Genomic DNA, 16,679 nt, shown 5'->3' on the forward strand with positions numbered 1-16,679 from the left:
TTCTGGAGATTGTGCGTGCTTCGGGCGAAGGCGCGCGTCAGTGGCGCTTGGCTTGCACCAGATAGGCGTCGATCTCTGACTCGCCGAGCCACTTGGCTGCTTCCAGACGATGCAGTCCTTCGACAAGTATGTGCCGCTTGCCATCGTGGCGGACCTGGATCGGCGTCTTCATGCCGTTTTCCAGGATATCCTCGGCGAGATGCCGGACGGTCTCGGGATGCAGCGTCTTCTTGCGTGCGGTGGGCACGTAGATGTCGTCGACCTTGACCTTTTGCACCCTGAGCATGCCTGTCCCCATGGCGGAACTGCCGCCGTCTTTCTGAGATAGTCGGTTTGCTCGGGAGGGCCAAGGGCCCGGCTAAGGAATGTCGACCTACAGGCCATCGCCGGCTCGAAAGCCCTCACCCAAGTCATCCGCCGGTTTGCCTGCAGCCACGTGTTTCGATAAGGCGTCTCGCGATCCAAACAAAGGCCACGGAACAATTCACATGAGCAAATCCCTCGTCACCTTCGTGGGCATCGCCCATCCCTGGATGTGCGACGTGATGGGGCACATGAATGTGCGCCATTACGCCGCGATGTTCGACGATGCCAGTTTCCAGCTCCTCGGCCATATCGCCGGACAGGAGGGCGGCCAGGGCTCCCAGAACGGATGGGCCGACGTGCGCACCGAAATCGACTACCGGCATGAAACGAAAGCCGGCTCGCTCCTCACCATCCGCTCGCATGTGGTCAAGGTCGGTCGCACCTCCATCACCTTCGAACAGGTGATGTCCGGATCGATCGATGGCATCGTCCATGCATCGAGCCGGACGACCAGCGTGCGCTTCGATCTCACCGCCAGGGCCTCGGTGGCGCTGGATGAGCCGATGCGCGACCGCGCCGCGGCCTTCCTTGTCGAATAGACCCGCGTCGACCCGTCAATCGCTGTAGATTCGATCCTGCAGGGGCGTTTCGGCGATCAGGGCCTGAATTCCGGACAAAAGCGCCTTCTCGGCCCGATTCATCGCCTTGTCGGGATTGGTCAGCAGGAAGATGTCGATGGCCGGCGGCGCATCGTAAGGCGGCAATCGCCACAGCATACCATCGGCCACGTCGCGCCGCGCGACATGCAGCGGCAGCGGGCCGATGCCGAGCCCTGCCACGATCATGCGCCGCACCTCCTCCAGGCTGGACGACACGCCGACGACATCGGCATTCAGCTTGGCCTCGCTGCGCAGCAACGCCACCGGCCGCAAGGCGTCCGAAATGTGATCGGTCTGGAAGGACACGGACGGCTCGCCCCGCAGATCCGCAAGCGTCAATCCGGTCTTCCCGAACAGCCTGTGCTGCGGGCCACAGAAGAAGCCGAAGAACTCGCGATAAACCATCGTGTAGTCCAGTGCCGGATCGCGCTGGCTGACCAGGCAGATGCCGAAGGAAGCGCGGCGCTCCCGCACCTGCTTGGCCACTTCCGTGCTTGCCGCGACCGAGATGGTGATGGAGCCGCGCGGGTAGTTGCGGTGGAATTCCGCAAGTGCCCGGTCAAACAGCGGCGACACGACATGGCTGGCGGTCGCGATCATGACGTGACCGGTGACGTCGTCGCTGATCCCGCGCATCAGCAGCGGCAGTTGCGATATGGTGCCGAACACCTCCACGCTCTGCTCATAGATCAGGCGCCCGACCTCGGTGAGTTCGAAGCGTGTCGCATCACGCTCGACCAGGCGCCGGCCAACGCGATCCTCCAGGCGCCGCAACGCGTTGCTGACGCTGGGTTGCTTGAGGTTCAGGCGCTCGGCTGCCCGGGTGATGCTTTTCACCTCCGCGATGACGACGAATGTGCGCAGCAGGTTCCAGTCGAGGTCCCAGACCAGCCGTTCGGGGCGAGGCAATGCCATTCCTGATATCTATGCTCCCTATTCCCATTATCTATTTGCGCAATGCTGGAGCAAAGGCAATCATTGACATCAGGAAAGCGCCCCAACGCCTCCCAAGAACAAGCCTTCGCGCTCCATCCAGAGGACAGAAATTCAGATGAACAAGGTATTTTCCGGCATCGCGGTTGCCGCACTGCTGCTTGCTTCGGCCTTCACCGCCGTTTCGGCCAGCGCCGACGATCTCGAAACGATCAAGTCGGCAGGCGAACTGAAGATTTCGATGAGCGGACAGTATCCCCCCTTCAACTTCGTCAACGACCAGAACGAGGTTGTCGGCTTCGACGCCGACATCGGCAAGGCCATCGCCGATCGCATCGGCGTCAAGGGCACCATCATCACCACCGCCTGGGACGGCATCATCGCCGGCCTGCTCGCAAACAAATACGACACCGTGGTCGGCTCGATGACGATCACGCCCGAGCGCGAGAAAGTCGTCGATTTCGTCGGCCCCTACTATCACGCCGGCCGCGCGGTCTTCGTGAACCAGGATTCCAAGGTGCAGAGCCTCGACGACCTCAAGGGCAAGACCCTTGGCGTGACGCTGGGCGAGACGCACGAGAAATGGGCGCGCGCGCAGGGTGGCTGGGATGTCCGCACCTACAAGGGCTTGCCGGAATTGTTGCTGGAATTGAAGGCGGGCCGTGTCGATGCCATCGTCGTCGACAACATTCCGGTCATGGTCGCCGTCAAGGAAACCGGCGAGAAGGTGCGCAAGCTCGACACGCCTGACATCGAAGGCGGCAGCGTCGCCATCGGCATAGCCATCCGCAAGGACAATCCGGAGCTCAAGGCCGCCATGCAGAAGGCATTGGACGGGATGATGGCAGACGGCACCTACGAGAAGATCTCCAAGCAGTGGGTCGGCACCGACATCCGCTAATCCATCCGGTTTTCAGGCGGCCAGGTCGCCTGAAAACCAAACGACATTCCTGCCGGGACGACCCCATGGATTTCTCCTTGATGAGCCGTGTCTTCCCGTTTTTCGCGGAAGCGGCGCTCGTGACGCTGGAACTGACAGTGCTGGCCCTGGTTCTGGGGCTGGCGGCCGCGGCGCTGGCGGCGGCCGCCCGGATGTCGAGATCGGCGATGCTGCGTGCCGTCGGCACTGTCTATGTCAGCCTGTTTCGCGGCACACCCTGCCTGATCCAGCTGTTCGTGTTCTATTTCGGCGGGCCGCAGATCGGCATCAATCTGGAGCCGTTCACGGCTGGTGTGATCGGCCTTGGCCTCAACATCGGCGCCTATATGGCGGAATCGATCCGGGGCGCGGTGATGGCGGTCGACCGCGGCCAGACGGAGGCTGCCCGCACCATCGGATTCAGCCGTTTGCAGACCTTGCGCAAAGTCGTGCTGCCGCAGGCCGCGAGGCTGATGATCCGCCCGCTCGGCGTCAACACGGTCGCCTTGCTGAAGGGGTCCGCGCTGGTGTCCACCATTTCGGTGGTGGAGTTGACCTATACGGCCCAGCGTTTCATCGGCTCCACCTACAAGCCGTTCGAGATTTTCGGCGTCGCGGCCCTGCTTTACATGATCATGGTCTACGCCATTGCCCGCATTGTCGACATGCTCGACAAGCGCTTTGCCATCATCTGATCGGGGAAGTGTGATGCAAGGTCTCGATTTCAGCGTCGTCGTGCCGTACTGGGACCTTCTTCTGACAGGCGCCTGGTGGACATCGGTGCTGACGGTCTCGGCTGGAGCCCTCAGTTTCGCCTTCGGCATCCTGTTCGCCGTCATCGTCCTCTACGCACCGGCGATGCTGGCCTACCCCGTGCGCGCCTTCATGTGGGTGTTCATGGGTACGCCGCTGTTGCTGCAACTTTTCCTGATCTATTTCGGGCTGGTGCAGATCGGCATCGACATCCCTGCCCTTGCCGCCGGCATCATCGGGCTTGGGCTGCATTTTGCCGTCTACAATGCCGATGTCATTCGCGCGGGCATCGTGGCGGTCGACGTCGGCCAAACGGAAGGCGCGCGCAGCATCGGCTTCGGCAAATGGCAGGCGCTGCGCTACGTCGTCATACCGCAAGCCATCCGCAACACGGCGCCGCCGATCGGCGGCAACCTGATCGCGCTGCTGAAGGAATCCTCCATCGTCTCGGTCATCGGTATCGCGGAGCTGGTCCACTCGGCGCAACTGGCGATCAGCGAAACGTTCCGCCCGTTCGAATTCTACATTACGGCTGCCGTGCTCTACTACATTCTCAACCTTGTGCTCGAGGCGGCCTTGCATCGGTTTGAACGGCATGTGGAGGTTTCCCGATGAGCACGCAGAGGCCAATGGTGGAGGTGCGCGGGGCACGCAAATCCTTCGGCGCCGTCGAGGTTCTCAGGGGCATCGACCTGTCGGTCGAGCGTGGGCAGATCGTGGCGATCATCGGGCCGAGCGGCTCCGGGAAGAGCACGCTGCTGCGCTCGATCAATCATCTCGAGACATTGAACGGTGGCGAAGTCTGGCTGGACGGCGTGCAGGTCAACCAGCCACTGCATGGCCAGGCCTTCGAGCGGCACATCAACAAGGTGCGCCAGCAAATGGGCATGGTGTTCCAGCACTTCAACCTGTTCCCGCATCTGACGGTGATCGAGAACATCACCATGGGGCCGGTGATCCTGAAAGGCATGCCGAAAGCCGATGCCAAGGCGCTCGCGCACGAGCTCCTCTCCAAGGTCGGGCTCGCCGACAAGATCGACGCCTACCCCTCACGGCTTTCGGGCGGCCAGAAGCAGCGTGTGGCGATTGCCCGTGCTCTGGCCATGCAGCCCAAGGTGATGCTGTTCGATGAAGCCACTTCGGCGCTCGACCCGGAACTGGTCGACGAGGTCAACGCGGTGATGAAACAGCTTGCCGCCGAACACATGACCATGCTCATCGTAACGCATGAGATGCGCTTTGCCGGCGAGGTGGCCGACCGAGTGCTGTTCATGGATGGCGGGGTGGTTGTCGAGGAAGGCCCGCCAGCCGAGATCTTTCGCGCGCCGCGAAAGGAACGCACGCGCGGCTTCCTCAAGAAATATCTTTCCGCCTGAGCATGATGATGACCAGATATCCCACGGAATTCCCCGATTTCGGACTGACGGCGGAGCAGCGCCGCCACGCGGTTCGCGGCCACTATTACGAGTGGCCAGGCATGGATGGCGAGCGCGGCGAGATCTGGTGCTACAGCGACCGGTTTTCGTATCGCGCCGGCGAGACGGTTACGCTGCATGTCAGTTCCACAGCTCCGTCATTCAGCATGACCATCACCCGAGACGGCGGCACCGAGGCGAAAGTGTTCGAGACATCCGGCATCGCGTCGCGCTGGCAGGACAGCCCGGACCAGTGCTCGGCCGAAGGCTGCGGCTGGGAATCCTCCTTTGAATTCCGTGTGGAAAACGACTGGCCGTCCGGCGCCTATCGCGTGACTCTGACCGCCGACGGGCGCGACGGCAAGCCGATCCGAAGTCACCACATCTTTATCGTCTCGCCCCAACCGGGCAAGAAGCCGGGCCGAGTGCTGCAGGTGGCGGCGACGGGCACCTGGCTCGCATACAACACCTGGGGCGGTTCCAACCATTATCAGGGCATTACCGGGCCCGACCGCGACCAGTACTCGCCCATCGTGTCGACGCAGCGCCCCTGGTGCCGCGGCTTTGCCGTGCTGCCTGCGGACGCGCCGCGCGTGCCGCTGGAAGTCGCGGTGCCGCCGAAGACGGTGCCGCGCTATCCGCACATGGAATGGGCGCTCGCCACCGGCCATTCGAAGAAATACGCCTCGTCGGGCTGGGCCAGCTACGACAGCCATTTTTTTCGCTTTGCCGAACGGGCGGGCTATGATGCCGATCTGACCAGCCAGCACGACCTGCATTTCTCGCCCGAGATTCTCGACGGCTACGACTGCGCGGTCTTCGTCGGCCATGACGAATACTGGACCTGGGAAATGCGCGATGCCGTCGACTTCTATGTCGAGCGCGGCGGCCATGCGGCGCGCTTTGCCGGCAATTTCATGTGGCAAACCCGGCTGGAGGATGAAGGCCGCCGGCAGGTTTGCTACAAATACCGCGCGCGGGCCGAAGACCCCGCCTATCGCGGCGGCGACGTGACACGCGCCACCAATTCCTGGGAAGCGCCCGAAATCGGCAGGCCGGGTGCCGCGACCTTCGGGCTCAACGCCACCCGTGGCCTTTACGCGGGCTGGGGCGGCTGCGCGCCGCGCGGCGTGCGCGGGTTTCCGGTCTACCGGCCAGAGCACTGGGCCTTTGCCGGGACCGGCATCTATTATGGCGACCTGCTGGGCGCCGACAGCCATGTCTATGGCTATGAGGTCGACGGGCTCGATTTCGAGATCCGTGGCGGCCTGCCCTACCCGACCGCGACCAGCGGCGCGCCCGATGGCTTGCAGGTGCTGGCCGTCGGCATGGCCAGCCAGGTCGAGGAAACCGCCGACATCCCGGTCGAGGACCAGTTCCTCACCGACGAGGATGGCCGCTTCAGCGCCGAGACGCTGTTCGGCGACAGGAGCGACGCCAATCTCGAAAAGGTCAAACGCAGCAATGGCATGATCGTCAATTTTCCACGCGGCAAGGGCGAGGTGTTCCACGCCGGAAGCTGCGAATGGGTCGCCGGCCTGCTAAGACAAGACCCGATGGTCGAACGGGTTACCCAGAATGTCCTCGATCGCTATCTTGGAAAGTCCTGACATGTCGAAAGTCCAGCATGCCGCCGAAACTCGGCGAGAATCGCATCTCTTCTATCTGTCCAGCCTACGCCGACCGCTCATCGATCGCGCCGAAGGCATCTACATGTGGACGCAGGATGGCCGCCGTTTCATCGACGGATCGAGCGGCCCGATGGTCGCCAATATCGGCCATTCCAACCGCAATGTGCTCGATGCCATGAAGCGGCAGATGGACCGCGCCACCTTCGCCTACCGGCTGCATTTCGAAAACGAGCCAGCGGAAGAACTGGCGCGAGAACTTGCCGGCAAGCTTCCGCAAGGCATGGACCGCATCTTCTTCGTCTCCGGCGGCTCGGAGGCGACGGAATCCTGCATCAAGCTGGCCCGGCAATGGGCCGTCGCCACCGGCCAGGCCGGCCGCTGGAAAGTGATCACCCGCTTTCCTTCCTATCATGGCGGCACGCTGGGTTCGCTTTCGATCACCGGCGACGATGCGCTGGCCGAGACTTTTACGCCGATGATGCGGGTGATGCCGACCGTGCCGGCACCAACCGCCTGGCGCGACCGCGACAATTTCTCGATGGAGCAGCGCGGCGTCCGCTATGCCGACATGCTGGAGGAAAAGATCCTCGCCGAAGGCCCCGAAAGCGTCGTCGCCTTCATCATGGAGCCGATCGGCGGCGCGGCGACCGCCGCGCTGGTGGCGCCCGACAGCTACTATGCGCGCATCCGCGAAATCTGCGACCGCTACGGCATCCTGCTCATCCACGACGAAGTGATGAGCGGTGCGGGCCGCACCGGCAAATTCCTCGGCGGCGACCATTGGAACTGCAAGCCGGACATCGTCGCGCTGTCGAAAGGGCTGGGATCGGGCTACGCGCCGCTCGGCGCGCTGGCGGCGCCGATGCGGCTGGTCGAGCCGCTGCTCGCCACCGGCGGCTTCCAGCACGGCCACACCTATGCCGGCAATCCGCTGGCCTGCGCCGCCGGGCTTGCGGTGCTGGGCGAAATGGACCGGCTCGACCTGATCGCCAATGCGGCTGCCATGGGCGATGTGCTGATGGACGGCCTGAAGGCACTTGCGAAACGCTTTCCATTCATTGCCGATGTGCGCGGCAAGGGGCTGCTTACGGGCGCCGAAATGGTCGCCGATCCGGAAACTCTGAAGCCGATCGACCAGCCCAAGAAAGCGACGCAACGGCTGCTCGACCTCGCCTATGAGCGCGGACTGATCATCTACGGCCGCAGGGTCAAGGGCGGCGTCGACGGTGACAATTTCATGGTGGCGCCGCCGATGATCGTCACCAGCGAGCAGGTCGGCGAGATCATCTCCATCATCGGCGACTCGCTCGAAGTCCTGGCCGGCGAACTGGACCTGCCGGTCGAAGGCCGAGGGTAGAAGAAATGGCGCCGCGAAAAGTCATCATCACCTGCGCCGTCACCGGTTCGGTGCATACGCCGTCCATGTCGCCCCATCTGCCGGTGACTCCGGACCAGATCGCGGCGCACGCCATCGCCGCGGCCGAAGCGGGGGCCTCGATCCTCCATCTGCATGCCCGCGATCCCAGGGATGGCCGCCCGACCGCCGACCCCGAAGTGTTCATGCAGTTCCTGCCGCGCATCAGGCAGGCAACCGATGCGGTGATCAACATCACCACCGGCGGCTCCTCTTTGATGACGCTGGACCAACGGCTGGCGGCACCGCTGCGGGCTGAACCCGAAATGTGTTCGCTCAACATGGGTTCGATGAATTTCGCGCTGTTCCCGATGCTCGACAAGCCAAGGGAATGGCAGCACGAATGGGAGCCGAAGCTACTCGAAGCAACCCGCGACACCATCTTCAAGAACACCTTTGCCGACATGGAAGGCGTGCTCGAGCGGCTTGGCAAAGGCTGCGGCACCCGCTTCGAGTTCGAGTGTTACGATGTTGGCCACCTCTATTCACTGGCGCATTTCCGCGACCGGGGGCTGGTGTCCGGGCCGCTGTTCATCCAGTTCGTACTTGGCATCCTGGGCGGTATCGGCGCCGACCCGGACAATCTCGTCCATATGAAGCGCATCGCGGACAAGCTGTTCGGCGACAGCTACCAGTTTTCGGTACTGGCCGCCGGGCGGAGCCAGATACCGCTGATCTCGATCGCCGCCGCGATGGGCGGAAATGTGCGTGTCGGGCTGGAGGACAGCCTCTACGACGGCCGCCAATTGGCGAAATCCAACGCCGACCAGGTGCGCCGCATCCGTGGCATTCTCGAAGGGCTGTCGCTGGAGGTTGCCACACCGGCGGAAGCGCGCGACATGCTGGCGCTCAAGGGCGGCGACCGCGTGGCTTTTTGAAAAGATGACTGAGATGCTTGCGCCCAGTCCCGCCCCCTCTGTCCCACCGGACCTACAATGACTATCCGTTCGCCCGAGATCATCCTCCGCCCCGGCACCATCGATGATGTCGAAACCATCCATGCGGCGATCCTGAAACTCGGCACCCATATCGGCGCGCCCGAGGAAATCATCTCGACGGCGGACGATCTCAGAACCTGGGGCTTCGGCGCAAAGCCCGCTTTCTCGACGCTGATCGCCGAAGTGGATGGCGAGTTCGCCGGATTGTGCCTGCATTTCCCGATCTTCTCGACCTGGATGGGGCGGCCTGGCGTCTATGTGCAGGACCTCTATGTCGAAGACCGGTTCCGTGGCCGCAAGATCGGCGAACGCCTGCTGCGCCGCGTGGCGGCGGAATGCCGCAGGGATGGCGGCGTTTATCTGAGGCTGTCCGTCGACACCGACAATGAGGGCGCCAAGGCTTTTTACGAGAGGCTGGGCATTGCCTGGTCGAGCTACGAGCAGACGCAGAAAATCATCGGCGAGGCGTTTTTCGCCTTCGCCGACACGCCGAAAAATGGGGACCAGCCATGAAAGCCTTCTACGCGCAGGAGCAGAAGCGGCACGACCCCAAGGCTTTCCTTTCCAGCGGTGCCGCGCAACCAAATCCTGAAAAACCGGAACGCGTCGAAAGATTATTAGCCGGCGCAAGGTCTGCGGGTTGCACCATCGAAAGACCCGGGAATCATGGGCTCGGCCCGGTCTCCGCCGTGCATACGCCCGAATATCTCGACTTCCTCGAACATATTTTCGAGCGCTGGCAGCGGATCGACGGAGCGTCGGCGGAGGTCATCCCCAATATCCACCCGATCGCCCGCAACGGCTCCTATCCGGCCTCCGCTGTCGGCCAGGCCGGTTATCATATGGCAGACACGGCCTGCCCGATCTCGGGCGAGACATGGCAGAGCGCGCTGTGGAGCGCCTGGAGCGCCGTCGAGGCGGCGGAAACGGTGATGGCAGGCGCTTCCGGCGCCTATGCGCTGTGCCGGCCGCCTGGCCATCACGCTTTTGCCGATGTCGCCGGCGGCTTCTGCTTCATCAACAATTCGGCCGTCGCGGCACAGGTGCTGCGTAGACAGGCGGCCCGCGTGGCGATCCTCGATGTCGACCTGCATCACGGCAACGGCACGCAAGGCATCTTCTATGCGCGGTCCGACGTGTTGACCGTCTCGCTGCATGCCGATCCGGTGCGCTTCTACCCGTTCTTCTGGGGCCATGCCGACGAGCGCGGCGAAGGTCCCGGCCTCGGCTACAATTTCAACCTGCCGCTGCCGCGCAAATCCGCGGATGCGGCATTTCTGGAAGCGCTCGGCGTGGCGTTCCAGCGCATCCGCGCCTTCTCTCCCGATGCGCTGGTCGTGGCGTTCGGCCTCGACGCGTTCGAGGGCGATCCGTTCGGCGGGCTTTCGGTGACGACGCCAGGCTTCTCGCGCATCGGCGAGGCGATCGCCGGGCTCGACCTGCCGACGGTCATCGTCCAGGAAGGCGGCTATCTCTGCGACGAACTCGGCGACAATCTCACCGCCTTCCTCACCGGTTTTGGCGGCAAGGCGCGCTGAGAGCTCAAGCCCGCGTCAGGACCGTTGCTGCCTGAGCATGGCAATCACTCGGTGTACGCTTTCCAGCGTCTCGTCGATTTCGGACGCCGTGTTGTAATGCGCGATGCCGATGCGCACGACGCCTTGCTCGGCCGGAATGCCGAGCAGGTGGACGATCTCCCAGGCATAGTTGTGACCCGACCACAGGAAGATGTTTTCGGCGTTCATCTGCCGCACGATCGTTTCGGGCACTATGCCGTCCACGGTGAAGGAAACAGTCGGCACGCGATCGCCGAGCCGGTTCGGATCGGTGATGCCATGGATCGCCAGCCCTGAAATATCGGACAGACCATCGATCAACCTTTGCGCCAGCGGGTTTTCATAGGCGATGGAGACTTCGAACGCCTTGGCAATCCTGCGCCTTCTCGATCCGCCCTCGCCGGCGCCGAGGTCGGCAAAATAGTCAATTGCGGCGGTGAGGCCGGCCATCAGTTCGATCTGCGGCGTGCCGAGTTCGAAGCGCTCCGGCAGACCGTTCGAGGAACAGCGGCACTTATAGGCCTTCAGACCTTCGAGGACGTCGCGCCGGCCCCACAGGATGCCCATATGCGGGCCGAAGAATTTGTAGGCCGAGCAGATCAAAAAATCGCAACCGAGCTCCTGCACGTCGATCAGGCCATGCGGCGCGAATTGCACGGCATCGACATAGACCAACGCTCCGGCCTTTTTTGCAAGTTGGGTCAAGGACTTGACCCGGTTGATCGAGCCGGTGAGATTGCTGGCGTAGTTCAACGCCACCAACCGTGTTTTCCCAGACAGCAGACCAGCAAGCGTCGCCTCCTCGACCTGCCAGGTCTTTTGATCGAACGGCAGCCAGCGCACGACGAGGCCGAGGTCCTCGGCCAGTTGCAGCCAGGGCGACACATTGCCCTCATGGTCCATGCGGGTCAGGATGATCTCGTCGCCTGGCTTCATCGTGCGGCCGAGCGTCCGCGACATGTGATAGGTCAGCGTCGTCATGTTGGCGCCGATGATGATTTCCTGGGGGCTCGCCGCGCCAAGGAAATCGGCCATCGCCTGGTGCGCCTCGTCGACGACCTGCTGTGCCGCGATCGTCGTTTCAAAATAGCCGCCTAGATTGGCGTTGGTCGTCAAAAGGCAGCGCGAGACCGCATTGGCGACGGCCTGAGGCACCTGCGTCCCGGCGGGATTGTCGAGATAGATGCGCCGGCGCCCTTTGTCGGTCAGCGAGAGAGCGGGAAATTTTCCACGCACGGCCTCGATCGAAAAGTCCACCACCGTCTCCACCCCTTTGCTGTTGCTCGACAATTCCGCACCCGGCCCGGTCACGGACAGGGATTGCCGACCCGCTGGTGAATGGCGTCCACCGCCTTCTGCATCTCTTCGGTCCAGACGACATCCACCGAGGACAGCGCCATCTCCAGCTGCGAAACGGTTGTCGCGCCGACGATGTTCGATGTGACGAAAGGCCGGCTCGATACATAGGCATTGGCAAACAGCGCCGGCTCCAGGCCGAAAGAGCGCGCCAGTTCATTGTATTCGAGCTGCGCTTCAGCGGCATTTGGCGTCTCATAGCGCTGACCGCGGTTGAAGAGCTGCGAGCGCGAGCCCTGCGGGCGGGCGCCGTGATCGTACTTGCCGGTCAGATAACCCTGCGCCAGCGGCGAATAGGCAAGCAGCGACACTCCTTCGCGTTCGCAGACCTCGGCGAGGTTCACCTCGAAGGTCCGGTTGACGAGGTTGTAGGCGTTCTGGATCGAGGCGACGCGCGGACCGATCCCTTTGTCGGCCTCGGCGAGGAAGCGCATCACGCCCCACGAACTCTCGTTCGACAGGCCGAAATGGCGGATTTTTCCTGCCTTCACCAGTTCCTCGAATACCGCAAGCGTCTCGGCGATCGGCGTCTCGCCGACTGGCGCGCCGACAGAATCGGCACGCCGCGCCACCGCGCCGACGCGCGTCGGGTTGGCGCCCCATGGGATGTCCCGTTCCGGCCAGTGGATTTGATAAAGGTCGAGATAGTCCGTGCCGAGCTTGGTCAGCGACTTGTCGATGGCATCAAAGATATCGGCCCGCACCAATTGCGAGGGTCGGTCGCCGCGAAACCAGCTGTTGGCGGTTCGGCCGACCACCTTTGAGGCAAGGATCACCTTGTCGCGATTACCCTTGGCCTTCATCCAGCTGCCGATGATCTTCTCGGTCCGCCCTTGCGTCTCCGCCTTGGGCGGGATCGGATAGAGTTCGGCGGTGTCGATGAAATTGACGCCACGCGAGAAGGCCAGGTCCATCTGGGCATGGCCCTCGGCCTCGGTGTTTTGCTGGCCCCAGGTCATCGAACCGAGGCAAATCTGGGTGACAAGAAGATCGGTCCGGCCGAGACGGCGTTTGTGCATGGAATTCTGCTCCGGAGGGAAAAACATGCGCGGCTGCGCGGGAGGAAACCGCATCTTATAGGAAAGCGGAGGCGCTCTCCAAGCCTTGCCAGGCCGACTTTTGCGTGAGCAGAGACGGTTAGCGGCGTGCGGCGGCCACGGCGCGGCGCTTGGCCTCGTCGATCAGCATGTTGGCCACTTGCATGCGGATCATCGCGCGCTGGCGCAAATGCGGGGCAACCCGGTCAGGATGGTTGGCAAAAGCAAAGCTGCGGCGCATGCGACTGAAATCGGCAACGACCTTGGGCTGATTCAGTCCCAGTTCGACCGCAATCGATTCAGGATCGATTGGCGGCAATTCGTCTTCCGGCTTCGGTTCTTCGCCAGCCAGGGCCAGCCTTGCCTGTTCAAGCAGGGCGGCAAATTCGCTGGCCAGATCAGCACCAGCCTCGCGATATTCCGCGGCGGATACCTTGATGCGGCCGGAATGGAGTTCATCGGCGACCGAAAGATAGTCGAACGGGATGGATGGGCGCGCGCCGGTCTCGTCGCCCTCGATGCCGTCGCCCTTGTCGGAGGCAACGAAGAGGTCGTCGAGCAACGAAGCGAAATCACGCTTGGCGCTGGTAGCGATGTCAGCCTCCCCCTTGCCTGACTGTCTGGACTACAGAGCATAGAACCGGCTCGTTAAAAATACATGCCACCGGTCTTAACGAATTTAGCCGTTGCGAGGATTGCTATCGAGGATCAATGGCTCCTCGACCAAAAGCCGGACTGCACTTTCATGCAGTCCGGAAATTCGCCAGGAGTGGCGAGGAAAAACTGGCCACGTGCCAGCGTCGAAGCCTACGAGTCGCGCTGCGCGAAAGTTTCACGGAGCCGAAAAAAAAAATTTATGAAAATCATTCGGACATGGCAGGCATGCAAATGCTGCACTGCACAATTGTCACGATTCACGTATATTGTGTGGTGTGGAGGACCAACCAGGAGCCTGAATCATGGGTTTCTTCACGGAAATGTTTGCCCGGCCGCGCCCACAGGAACATCAGAGATATCGTGCGGCGCTGGCGCTGCTTCATTCGATGAGCAGCGCCGAGCGTGCCGACATCGGCATCAAGCCCGCCGATTTCCCGCGTATCGCCCGCGAAATGTCCATCCGCTAGGCTGCATCCCGCGAGATGTCCCGCATCGATCCAGGACATCTCGAACCTCACGCCTCAACGCGATCCCAGGAACGTCGCCTTGCCCAACGGCACGCCATTGTGGCGAAGGATGTCGTAGGCGGTGGTGAGGTGGAAATAGAAGTTGGGCATGGCCACATGCAGCAGATACTGCATGCCGCTCAATGTGGTTTCCCGGCCCCCCAGCTTCAACTCGATCATCCTATCATCCGACCCGTCGATATCGGCGGCCGAAAAAGTCGCCAGATGGGCCAGTGTCTTGGCGATCCTCGCTTCGAGATCGGCGAAGCTTGCCTCATTGTCTTCGTATTTCGGCACTTCGCGGCTGGCTAGCCGTGAGGGTGCCCCCTTGGCATGGTCGGTGGCGATCTGCACCTGTCGGGTCAAAGCGAACATGTCGGGCGCAAGCCGCGCCGTCAAAAACACCTGCGGGTCGATCTTGCGGTCAAGCGCGTTTTGTTCGGCTGCCGCGAGCACATTGGAAAGTGCTTTCAGCCTGGCTGAAAACACGGGCACGGATGCCTCATACATCGATATCGTCACGTCAGATCTCCTGTCCGGCAGGAACGCCGGCGGGAGGACGTAGCGCCCTCAAGCGCGATTCTTCAAGCTGTAGCCGCACAGCGTCACCACGTCGCCGCAATCGCCATGGTAGAATCTTCGTTATCGAGCGGAGATTCCCGATGAGACGCGCCCTTCTCGCAGCGACAGCCCTTCTCTCCCTTGCCACAACAGCTCAGACGGCATTGGCCGCCAGCGATACGCCCGAAGCGCCTTACGTCGATGATCGCTCGAGCGCCGATGCGGTCGTCCACTCGCTCTATAGCGCCATCAACCGGCATGAATTCGCCCGCGCCTGGGGCTACTACGGCGATACAAAGCCGGCAAAGGATTTCGATACGTTCGTCAAAGGCTATGACGGCACCGATACGGTGGAGGTCAAGACCGGTCCGATTTCGGACGAGGGCGCGGCGGGCAGCATCTATTACAATGTCCCGGTCGCCATCCAGGCAACCGACAAGAAGGGCGAAGCGAAGGTCTTCGCCGGTTGCTACACGCTGCGCCAGGTCAATGCCCAGATCCAGGCGCCGCCCTTACAGCCGATCTTCATCGACAAGGGGGCGCTGAAGCCCTCCACCGTGGATTTCGACGATGCGTTGCCGCCAAGCTGCGGCGATGGTCCGCCGCCGCCGAAGAAGGATACCGCACTGGAACAAGTCAAGAAGGCCTTCCTGGCGACCTATGGCGACCAGTGCGACAAGCAACTCCTGGCCAATGAGCCGGAGGTCTTTTCGATCAAATACAGGGACAAGAATGCTCAGCCGGGCGACCCGGACAAGGAAACGCGGCTGTTCCATTTCTCCTGCTCGGCCGCCGCCTACAATGAAAGCTCGGTCTACTACATGACCGACGAGGTGGACGGCGTCCGGCAATTGCAATTCGCCGAGCCTGAGACCGATATACGCTACGAGAACAACGACAGCGACGGCAAGCTGTTGAGCGTGACGGTGATCGGCTTCCAGACCACAGGATGGGCGGTCAATTCCGACTATGACCAGGACACCCACACGATCACCACCTTCAACAAATGGCGGGGCGTCGGCGATGCCTCGGATTCCGGGACCTACCTGTTCCGCAACGGCGATTTCTCGCTGGTCCAGTATGACGTCGACGCGTCGTATGACGGCGAGGAAAATCCGCAGACGATTGTCGACTACAACACCGCGCCTTAGTCCAAATGGCGCGTCGGGCGCTATGGTGCCTTCGACAGCATCCAGTTGAGCGTGCCGCGCCAGTCGACCATGCGGATCGGCGTGCCATGCGTGCCGGTCTCGAAGCGGACGAAGCGGGTCGGATAGGTCTTCGACCTGGCTAGGATGGAGCGGAAGAACGCTTCCTGGTTGGCCACGGGAAAGACCACGTCATGGCTGCCCTGGCCGAAGAATACTGGCACGCGACGCTTGAAGGCGGGGCTAGCGAGAAAGCTCTCGTCCCACAGCGATCCGAGCAGCAGCAATCCATTGATGCGCCCGCCCGTATCCTTGCGGGCGGCAAGCTTCCAACACAGCGCACCACCCATCGAGCCGCAGGCGACGAAGATTTTCGCGCCCGGGGACTGTTCGGCATAATGGTCGATCAGGGCCGCGACCAGTGCTGCGCCCTTGTCCCCGAAATCAGGAAAATCCGGAGAGATATAGAGCCCGCCATTGCCGGCCATCAGGTTCTTGAGGCGGTTGAAATTCCCACCGAAGGTGAAGTCGTCGATGCCTTGCTTGCGGCTGCCGCCCTGCCCGTGCAGATAGAGCACGATGACGGCAGCCCCTTGCGTCTTGCCGACGGCGACATGCCTGACATCGCCGGCGTCCGTCTTCAGCATGAGATCCTGCTGCATCTTGCGCACGCCGGTGTCGGCATACTGGGCGTGCACGCGCTTTTCCGGCACCTCGTCACGCTGGTTGATGTCGCGCATTTCACGGTAGTCGAGGACCGTGTAGGCACCATTTGTGTCGGATGAGAGCGTCGCCGGATAGGCGAAGAGATCGTCCTTGAAGGATTTCAGTTCGAGCGCATTGGCGTGGGCGGCGGAAAACAGGAAAAGCAAGGCCATGAAGGCAGCGCG

General features: G+C 62.4%; 19 protein-coding genes. 11 read left to right on the forward strand and 8 right to left on the reverse strand.

Going from position 1 to position 16,679, the window contains the following annotated elements; all coding sequences use genetic code 11:
* Positions 1 to 37 precede the first annotated feature (37 nt).
* Complete coding sequence (locus EN804_RS03850) at positions 38 to 286, reverse strand: ParB N-terminal domain-containing protein (protein WP_127276129.1); 249 nt, start codon at positions 284 to 286, stop codon at positions 38 to 40.
* 202 nt (positions 287 to 488) lie between these two features.
* On the opposite strand from EN804_RS03850, the gene EN804_RS03855 reads away from it, so the two are divergent.
* Positions 489 to 905: an acyl-CoA thioesterase gene (locus tag EN804_RS03855; RefSeq protein WP_135918686.1), complete on the forward strand. Its 417-nt coding sequence runs from the start codon at positions 489 to 491 to the stop codon at positions 903 to 905.
* Between the two features lie 15 nt (positions 906 to 920).
* Here the strand turns inward: EN804_RS03855 and EN804_RS03860 are convergent, their stop codons facing one another.
* Positions 921 to 1,880, reverse strand: a complete 960-nt coding sequence (locus tag EN804_RS03860) for a LysR family transcriptional regulator (RefSeq protein ID WP_127869530.1) — start codon at positions 1,878 to 1,880, stop codon at positions 921 to 923.
* A 136-nt stretch (positions 1,881 to 2,016) separates the two neighbouring features.
* Here EN804_RS03860 and EN804_RS03865 point away from each other — a divergent pair, with 136 nt between their 5' ends.
* The 9 genes from EN804_RS03865 to EN804_RS03905 all read left to right on the forward strand — a co-directional run bounded on the left by EN804_RS03865 (position 2,017) and on the right by EN804_RS03905 (position 10,506).
* Positions 2,017 to 2,799 carry an ABC transporter substrate-binding protein gene (locus tag EN804_RS03865; RefSeq protein WP_127279715.1) on the forward strand — a complete coding sequence of 261 codons (783 nt, stop codon included), beginning with the start codon at positions 2,017 to 2,019 and terminating at the stop codon, positions 2,797 to 2,799.
* 65 nt (positions 2,800 to 2,864) lie between these two features.
* Positions 2,865 to 3,512, forward strand: coding sequence for an amino acid ABC transporter permease (locus EN804_RS03870; RefSeq protein ID WP_135918687.1), 648 nt, complete (start codon positions 2,865 to 2,867; stop codon positions 3,510 to 3,512).
* A 13-nt stretch (positions 3,513 to 3,525) separates the two neighbouring features.
* Entirely contained in the window at positions 3,526 to 4,185 is a 660-nt protein-coding gene (locus EN804_RS03875) for an amino acid ABC transporter permease (protein ID WP_127869533.1), read from the forward strand.
* The gene (locus EN804_RS03880; protein WP_127869534.1) at positions 4,182 to 4,946 is read left to right on the forward strand and encodes an amino acid ABC transporter ATP-binding protein; all 765 of its coding nucleotides are present in this window, start codon (positions 4,182 to 4,184) and stop codon (positions 4,944 to 4,946) included. The genes EN804_RS03875 and EN804_RS03880 overlap by 4 nt, the downstream gene beginning before the upstream one ends.
* Before the next feature lie 8 nt (positions 4,947 to 4,954).
* Positions 4,955 to 6,595, forward strand: a complete 1,641-nt coding sequence (locus tag EN804_RS03885) for a N,N-dimethylformamidase beta subunit family domain-containing protein (protein WP_135918688.1) — start codon at positions 4,955 to 4,957, stop codon at positions 6,593 to 6,595.
* Position 6,596: 1 nt separating this feature from the next.
* The gene (locus EN804_RS03890) at positions 6,597 to 7,973 is read left to right on the forward strand and encodes an aspartate aminotransferase family protein (RefSeq protein WP_135918689.1); all 1,377 of its coding nucleotides are present in this window, start codon (positions 6,597 to 6,599) and stop codon (positions 7,971 to 7,973) included.
* Between the two features lie 5 nt (positions 7,974 to 7,978).
* Complete coding sequence (locus EN804_RS03895; RefSeq protein ID WP_135918690.1) at positions 7,979 to 8,908, forward strand: 3-keto-5-aminohexanoate cleavage protein; 930 nt, start codon at positions 7,979 to 7,981, stop codon at positions 8,906 to 8,908.
* A 57-nt stretch (positions 8,909 to 8,965) separates the two neighbouring features.
* Complete coding sequence (locus tag EN804_RS03900; protein WP_135918691.1) at positions 8,966 to 9,481, forward strand: GNAT family N-acetyltransferase; 516 nt, start codon at positions 8,966 to 8,968, stop codon at positions 9,479 to 9,481.
* Positions 9,478 to 10,506, forward strand: coding sequence for a histone deacetylase family protein (locus EN804_RS03905; protein ID WP_135864169.1), 1,029 nt, complete (start codon positions 9,478 to 9,480; stop codon positions 10,504 to 10,506). Before EN804_RS03900 ends, EN804_RS03905 begins: the two co-directional genes overlap by 4 nt.
* A 15-nt stretch (positions 10,507 to 10,521) precedes the next feature.
* On the opposite strand, the gene EN804_RS03910 is transcribed toward EN804_RS03905, so the two are convergent.
* The 5 genes from EN804_RS03910 to EN804_RS03930 form a co-directional block, all read right to left on the reverse strand.
* The gene (locus tag EN804_RS03910) at positions 10,522 to 11,784 is read right to left on the reverse strand and encodes a cysteine desulfurase-like protein (protein WP_189524443.1); all 1,263 of its coding nucleotides are present in this window, start codon (positions 11,782 to 11,784) and stop codon (positions 10,522 to 10,524) included.
* A 47-nt stretch (positions 11,785 to 11,831) separates the two neighbouring features.
* The gene (locus tag EN804_RS03915; protein ID WP_135918693.1) at positions 11,832 to 12,899 is read right to left on the reverse strand and encodes an aldo/keto reductase; all 1,068 of its coding nucleotides are present in this window, start codon (positions 12,897 to 12,899) and stop codon (positions 11,832 to 11,834) included.
* 118 nt (positions 12,900 to 13,017) lie between these two features.
* Positions 13,018 to 13,479: a hypothetical protein gene (locus EN804_RS03920; RefSeq protein ID WP_127280964.1), complete on the reverse strand. Its 462-nt coding sequence runs from the start codon at positions 13,477 to 13,479 to the stop codon at positions 13,018 to 13,020.
* Positions 13,480 to 13,831: 352 nt separating this feature from the next.
* Entirely contained in the window at positions 13,832 to 14,080 is a 249-nt protein-coding gene (locus EN804_RS37110; RefSeq protein ID WP_189524434.1) for a hypothetical protein, read from the reverse strand.
* A gap of 15 nt (positions 14,081 to 14,095) precedes the next feature.
* On the reverse strand, positions 14,096 to 14,602 hold the full coding sequence (locus EN804_RS03930) for a DUF1993 family protein (RefSeq protein WP_135915492.1): 507 nt from the start codon (positions 14,600 to 14,602) through the stop codon (positions 14,096 to 14,098).
* A gap of 140 nt (positions 14,603 to 14,742) precedes the next feature.
* Here EN804_RS03930 and EN804_RS03935 point away from each other — a divergent pair, with 140 nt between their 5' ends.
* Positions 14,743 to 15,792 (forward strand): DUF1176 domain-containing protein, encoded by a 1,050-nt coding sequence (locus EN804_RS03935; RefSeq protein ID WP_135918694.1) that lies wholly within the window; start codon positions 14,743 to 14,745, stop codon positions 15,790 to 15,792.
* A gap of 20 nt (positions 15,793 to 15,812) precedes the next feature.
* Here the strand turns inward: EN804_RS03935 and EN804_RS03940 are convergent, their stop codons facing one another.
* The gene (locus tag EN804_RS03940) at positions 15,813 to 16,667 is read right to left on the reverse strand and encodes an alpha/beta hydrolase (protein WP_127280089.1); all 855 of its coding nucleotides are present in this window, start codon (positions 16,665 to 16,667) and stop codon (positions 15,813 to 15,815) included.
* Positions 16,668 to 16,679 lie beyond the last annotated feature (12 nt).

The organism is Mesorhizobium sp. M8A.F.Ca.ET.161.01.1.1, from assembly GCF_004792105.1.
Lineage (GTDB): Bacteria > Pseudomonadota > Alphaproteobacteria > Rhizobiales > Rhizobiaceae > Mesorhizobium.

Coding starts and splice junctions, on each gene's coding strand:
- EN804_RS03935 (WP_135918694.1), top strand. CDS start 14,743: ATGAGACGCGCCCTTCTCGCAGCGACAGCCCTTCTCTCCCTTGCCACA.
- EN804_RS03870 (WP_135918687.1), top strand. CDS start 2,865: ATGGATTTCTCCTTGATGAGCCGTGTCTTCCCGTTTTTCGCGGAAGCG.
- EN804_RS03940 (WP_127280089.1), bottom strand. CDS start 16,667: ATGGCCTTGCTTTTCCTGTTTTCCGCCGCCCACGCCAATGCGCTCGAA.
- EN804_RS03850 (WP_127276129.1), bottom strand. CDS start 286: ATGCTCAGGGTGCAAAAGGTCAAGGTCGACGACATCTACGTGCCCACC.
- EN804_RS03880 (WP_127869534.1), top strand. CDS start 4,182: ATGAGCACGCAGAGGCCAATGGTGGAGGTGCGCGGGGCACGCAAATCC.
- EN804_RS03905 (WP_135864169.1), top strand. CDS start 9,478: ATGAAAGCCTTCTACGCGCAGGAGCAGAAGCGGCACGACCCCAAGGCT.
- EN804_RS03900 (WP_135918691.1), top strand. CDS start 8,966: ATGACTATCCGTTCGCCCGAGATCATCCTCCGCCCCGGCACCATCGAT.
- EN804_RS03915 (WP_135918693.1), bottom strand. CDS start 12,899: ATGCACAAACGCCGTCTCGGCCGGACCGATCTTCTTGTCACCCAGATT.
- EN804_RS03890 (WP_135918689.1), top strand. CDS start 6,597: ATGTCGAAAGTCCAGCATGCCGCCGAAACTCGGCGAGAATCGCATCTC.
- EN804_RS03865 (WP_127279715.1), top strand. CDS start 2,017: ATGAACAAGGTATTTTCCGGCATCGCGGTTGCCGCACTGCTGCTTGCT.
- EN804_RS03875 (WP_127869533.1), top strand. CDS start 3,526: ATGCAAGGTCTCGATTTCAGCGTCGTCGTGCCGTACTGGGACCTTCTT.
- EN804_RS37110 (WP_189524434.1), bottom strand. CDS start 14,080: ATGTCCTGGATCGATGCGGGACATCTCGCGGGATGCAGCCTAGCGGAT.
- EN804_RS03895 (WP_135918690.1), top strand. CDS start 7,979: ATGGCGCCGCGAAAAGTCATCATCACCTGCGCCGTCACCGGTTCGGTG.
- EN804_RS03885 (WP_135918688.1), top strand. CDS start 4,955: ATGACCAGATATCCCACGGAATTCCCCGATTTCGGACTGACGGCGGAG.
- EN804_RS03860 (WP_127869530.1), bottom strand. CDS start 1,880: ATGGCATTGCCTCGCCCCGAACGGCTGGTCTGGGACCTCGACTGGAAC.
- EN804_RS03855 (WP_135918686.1), top strand. CDS start 489: ATGAGCAAATCCCTCGTCACCTTCGTGGGCATCGCCCATCCCTGGATG.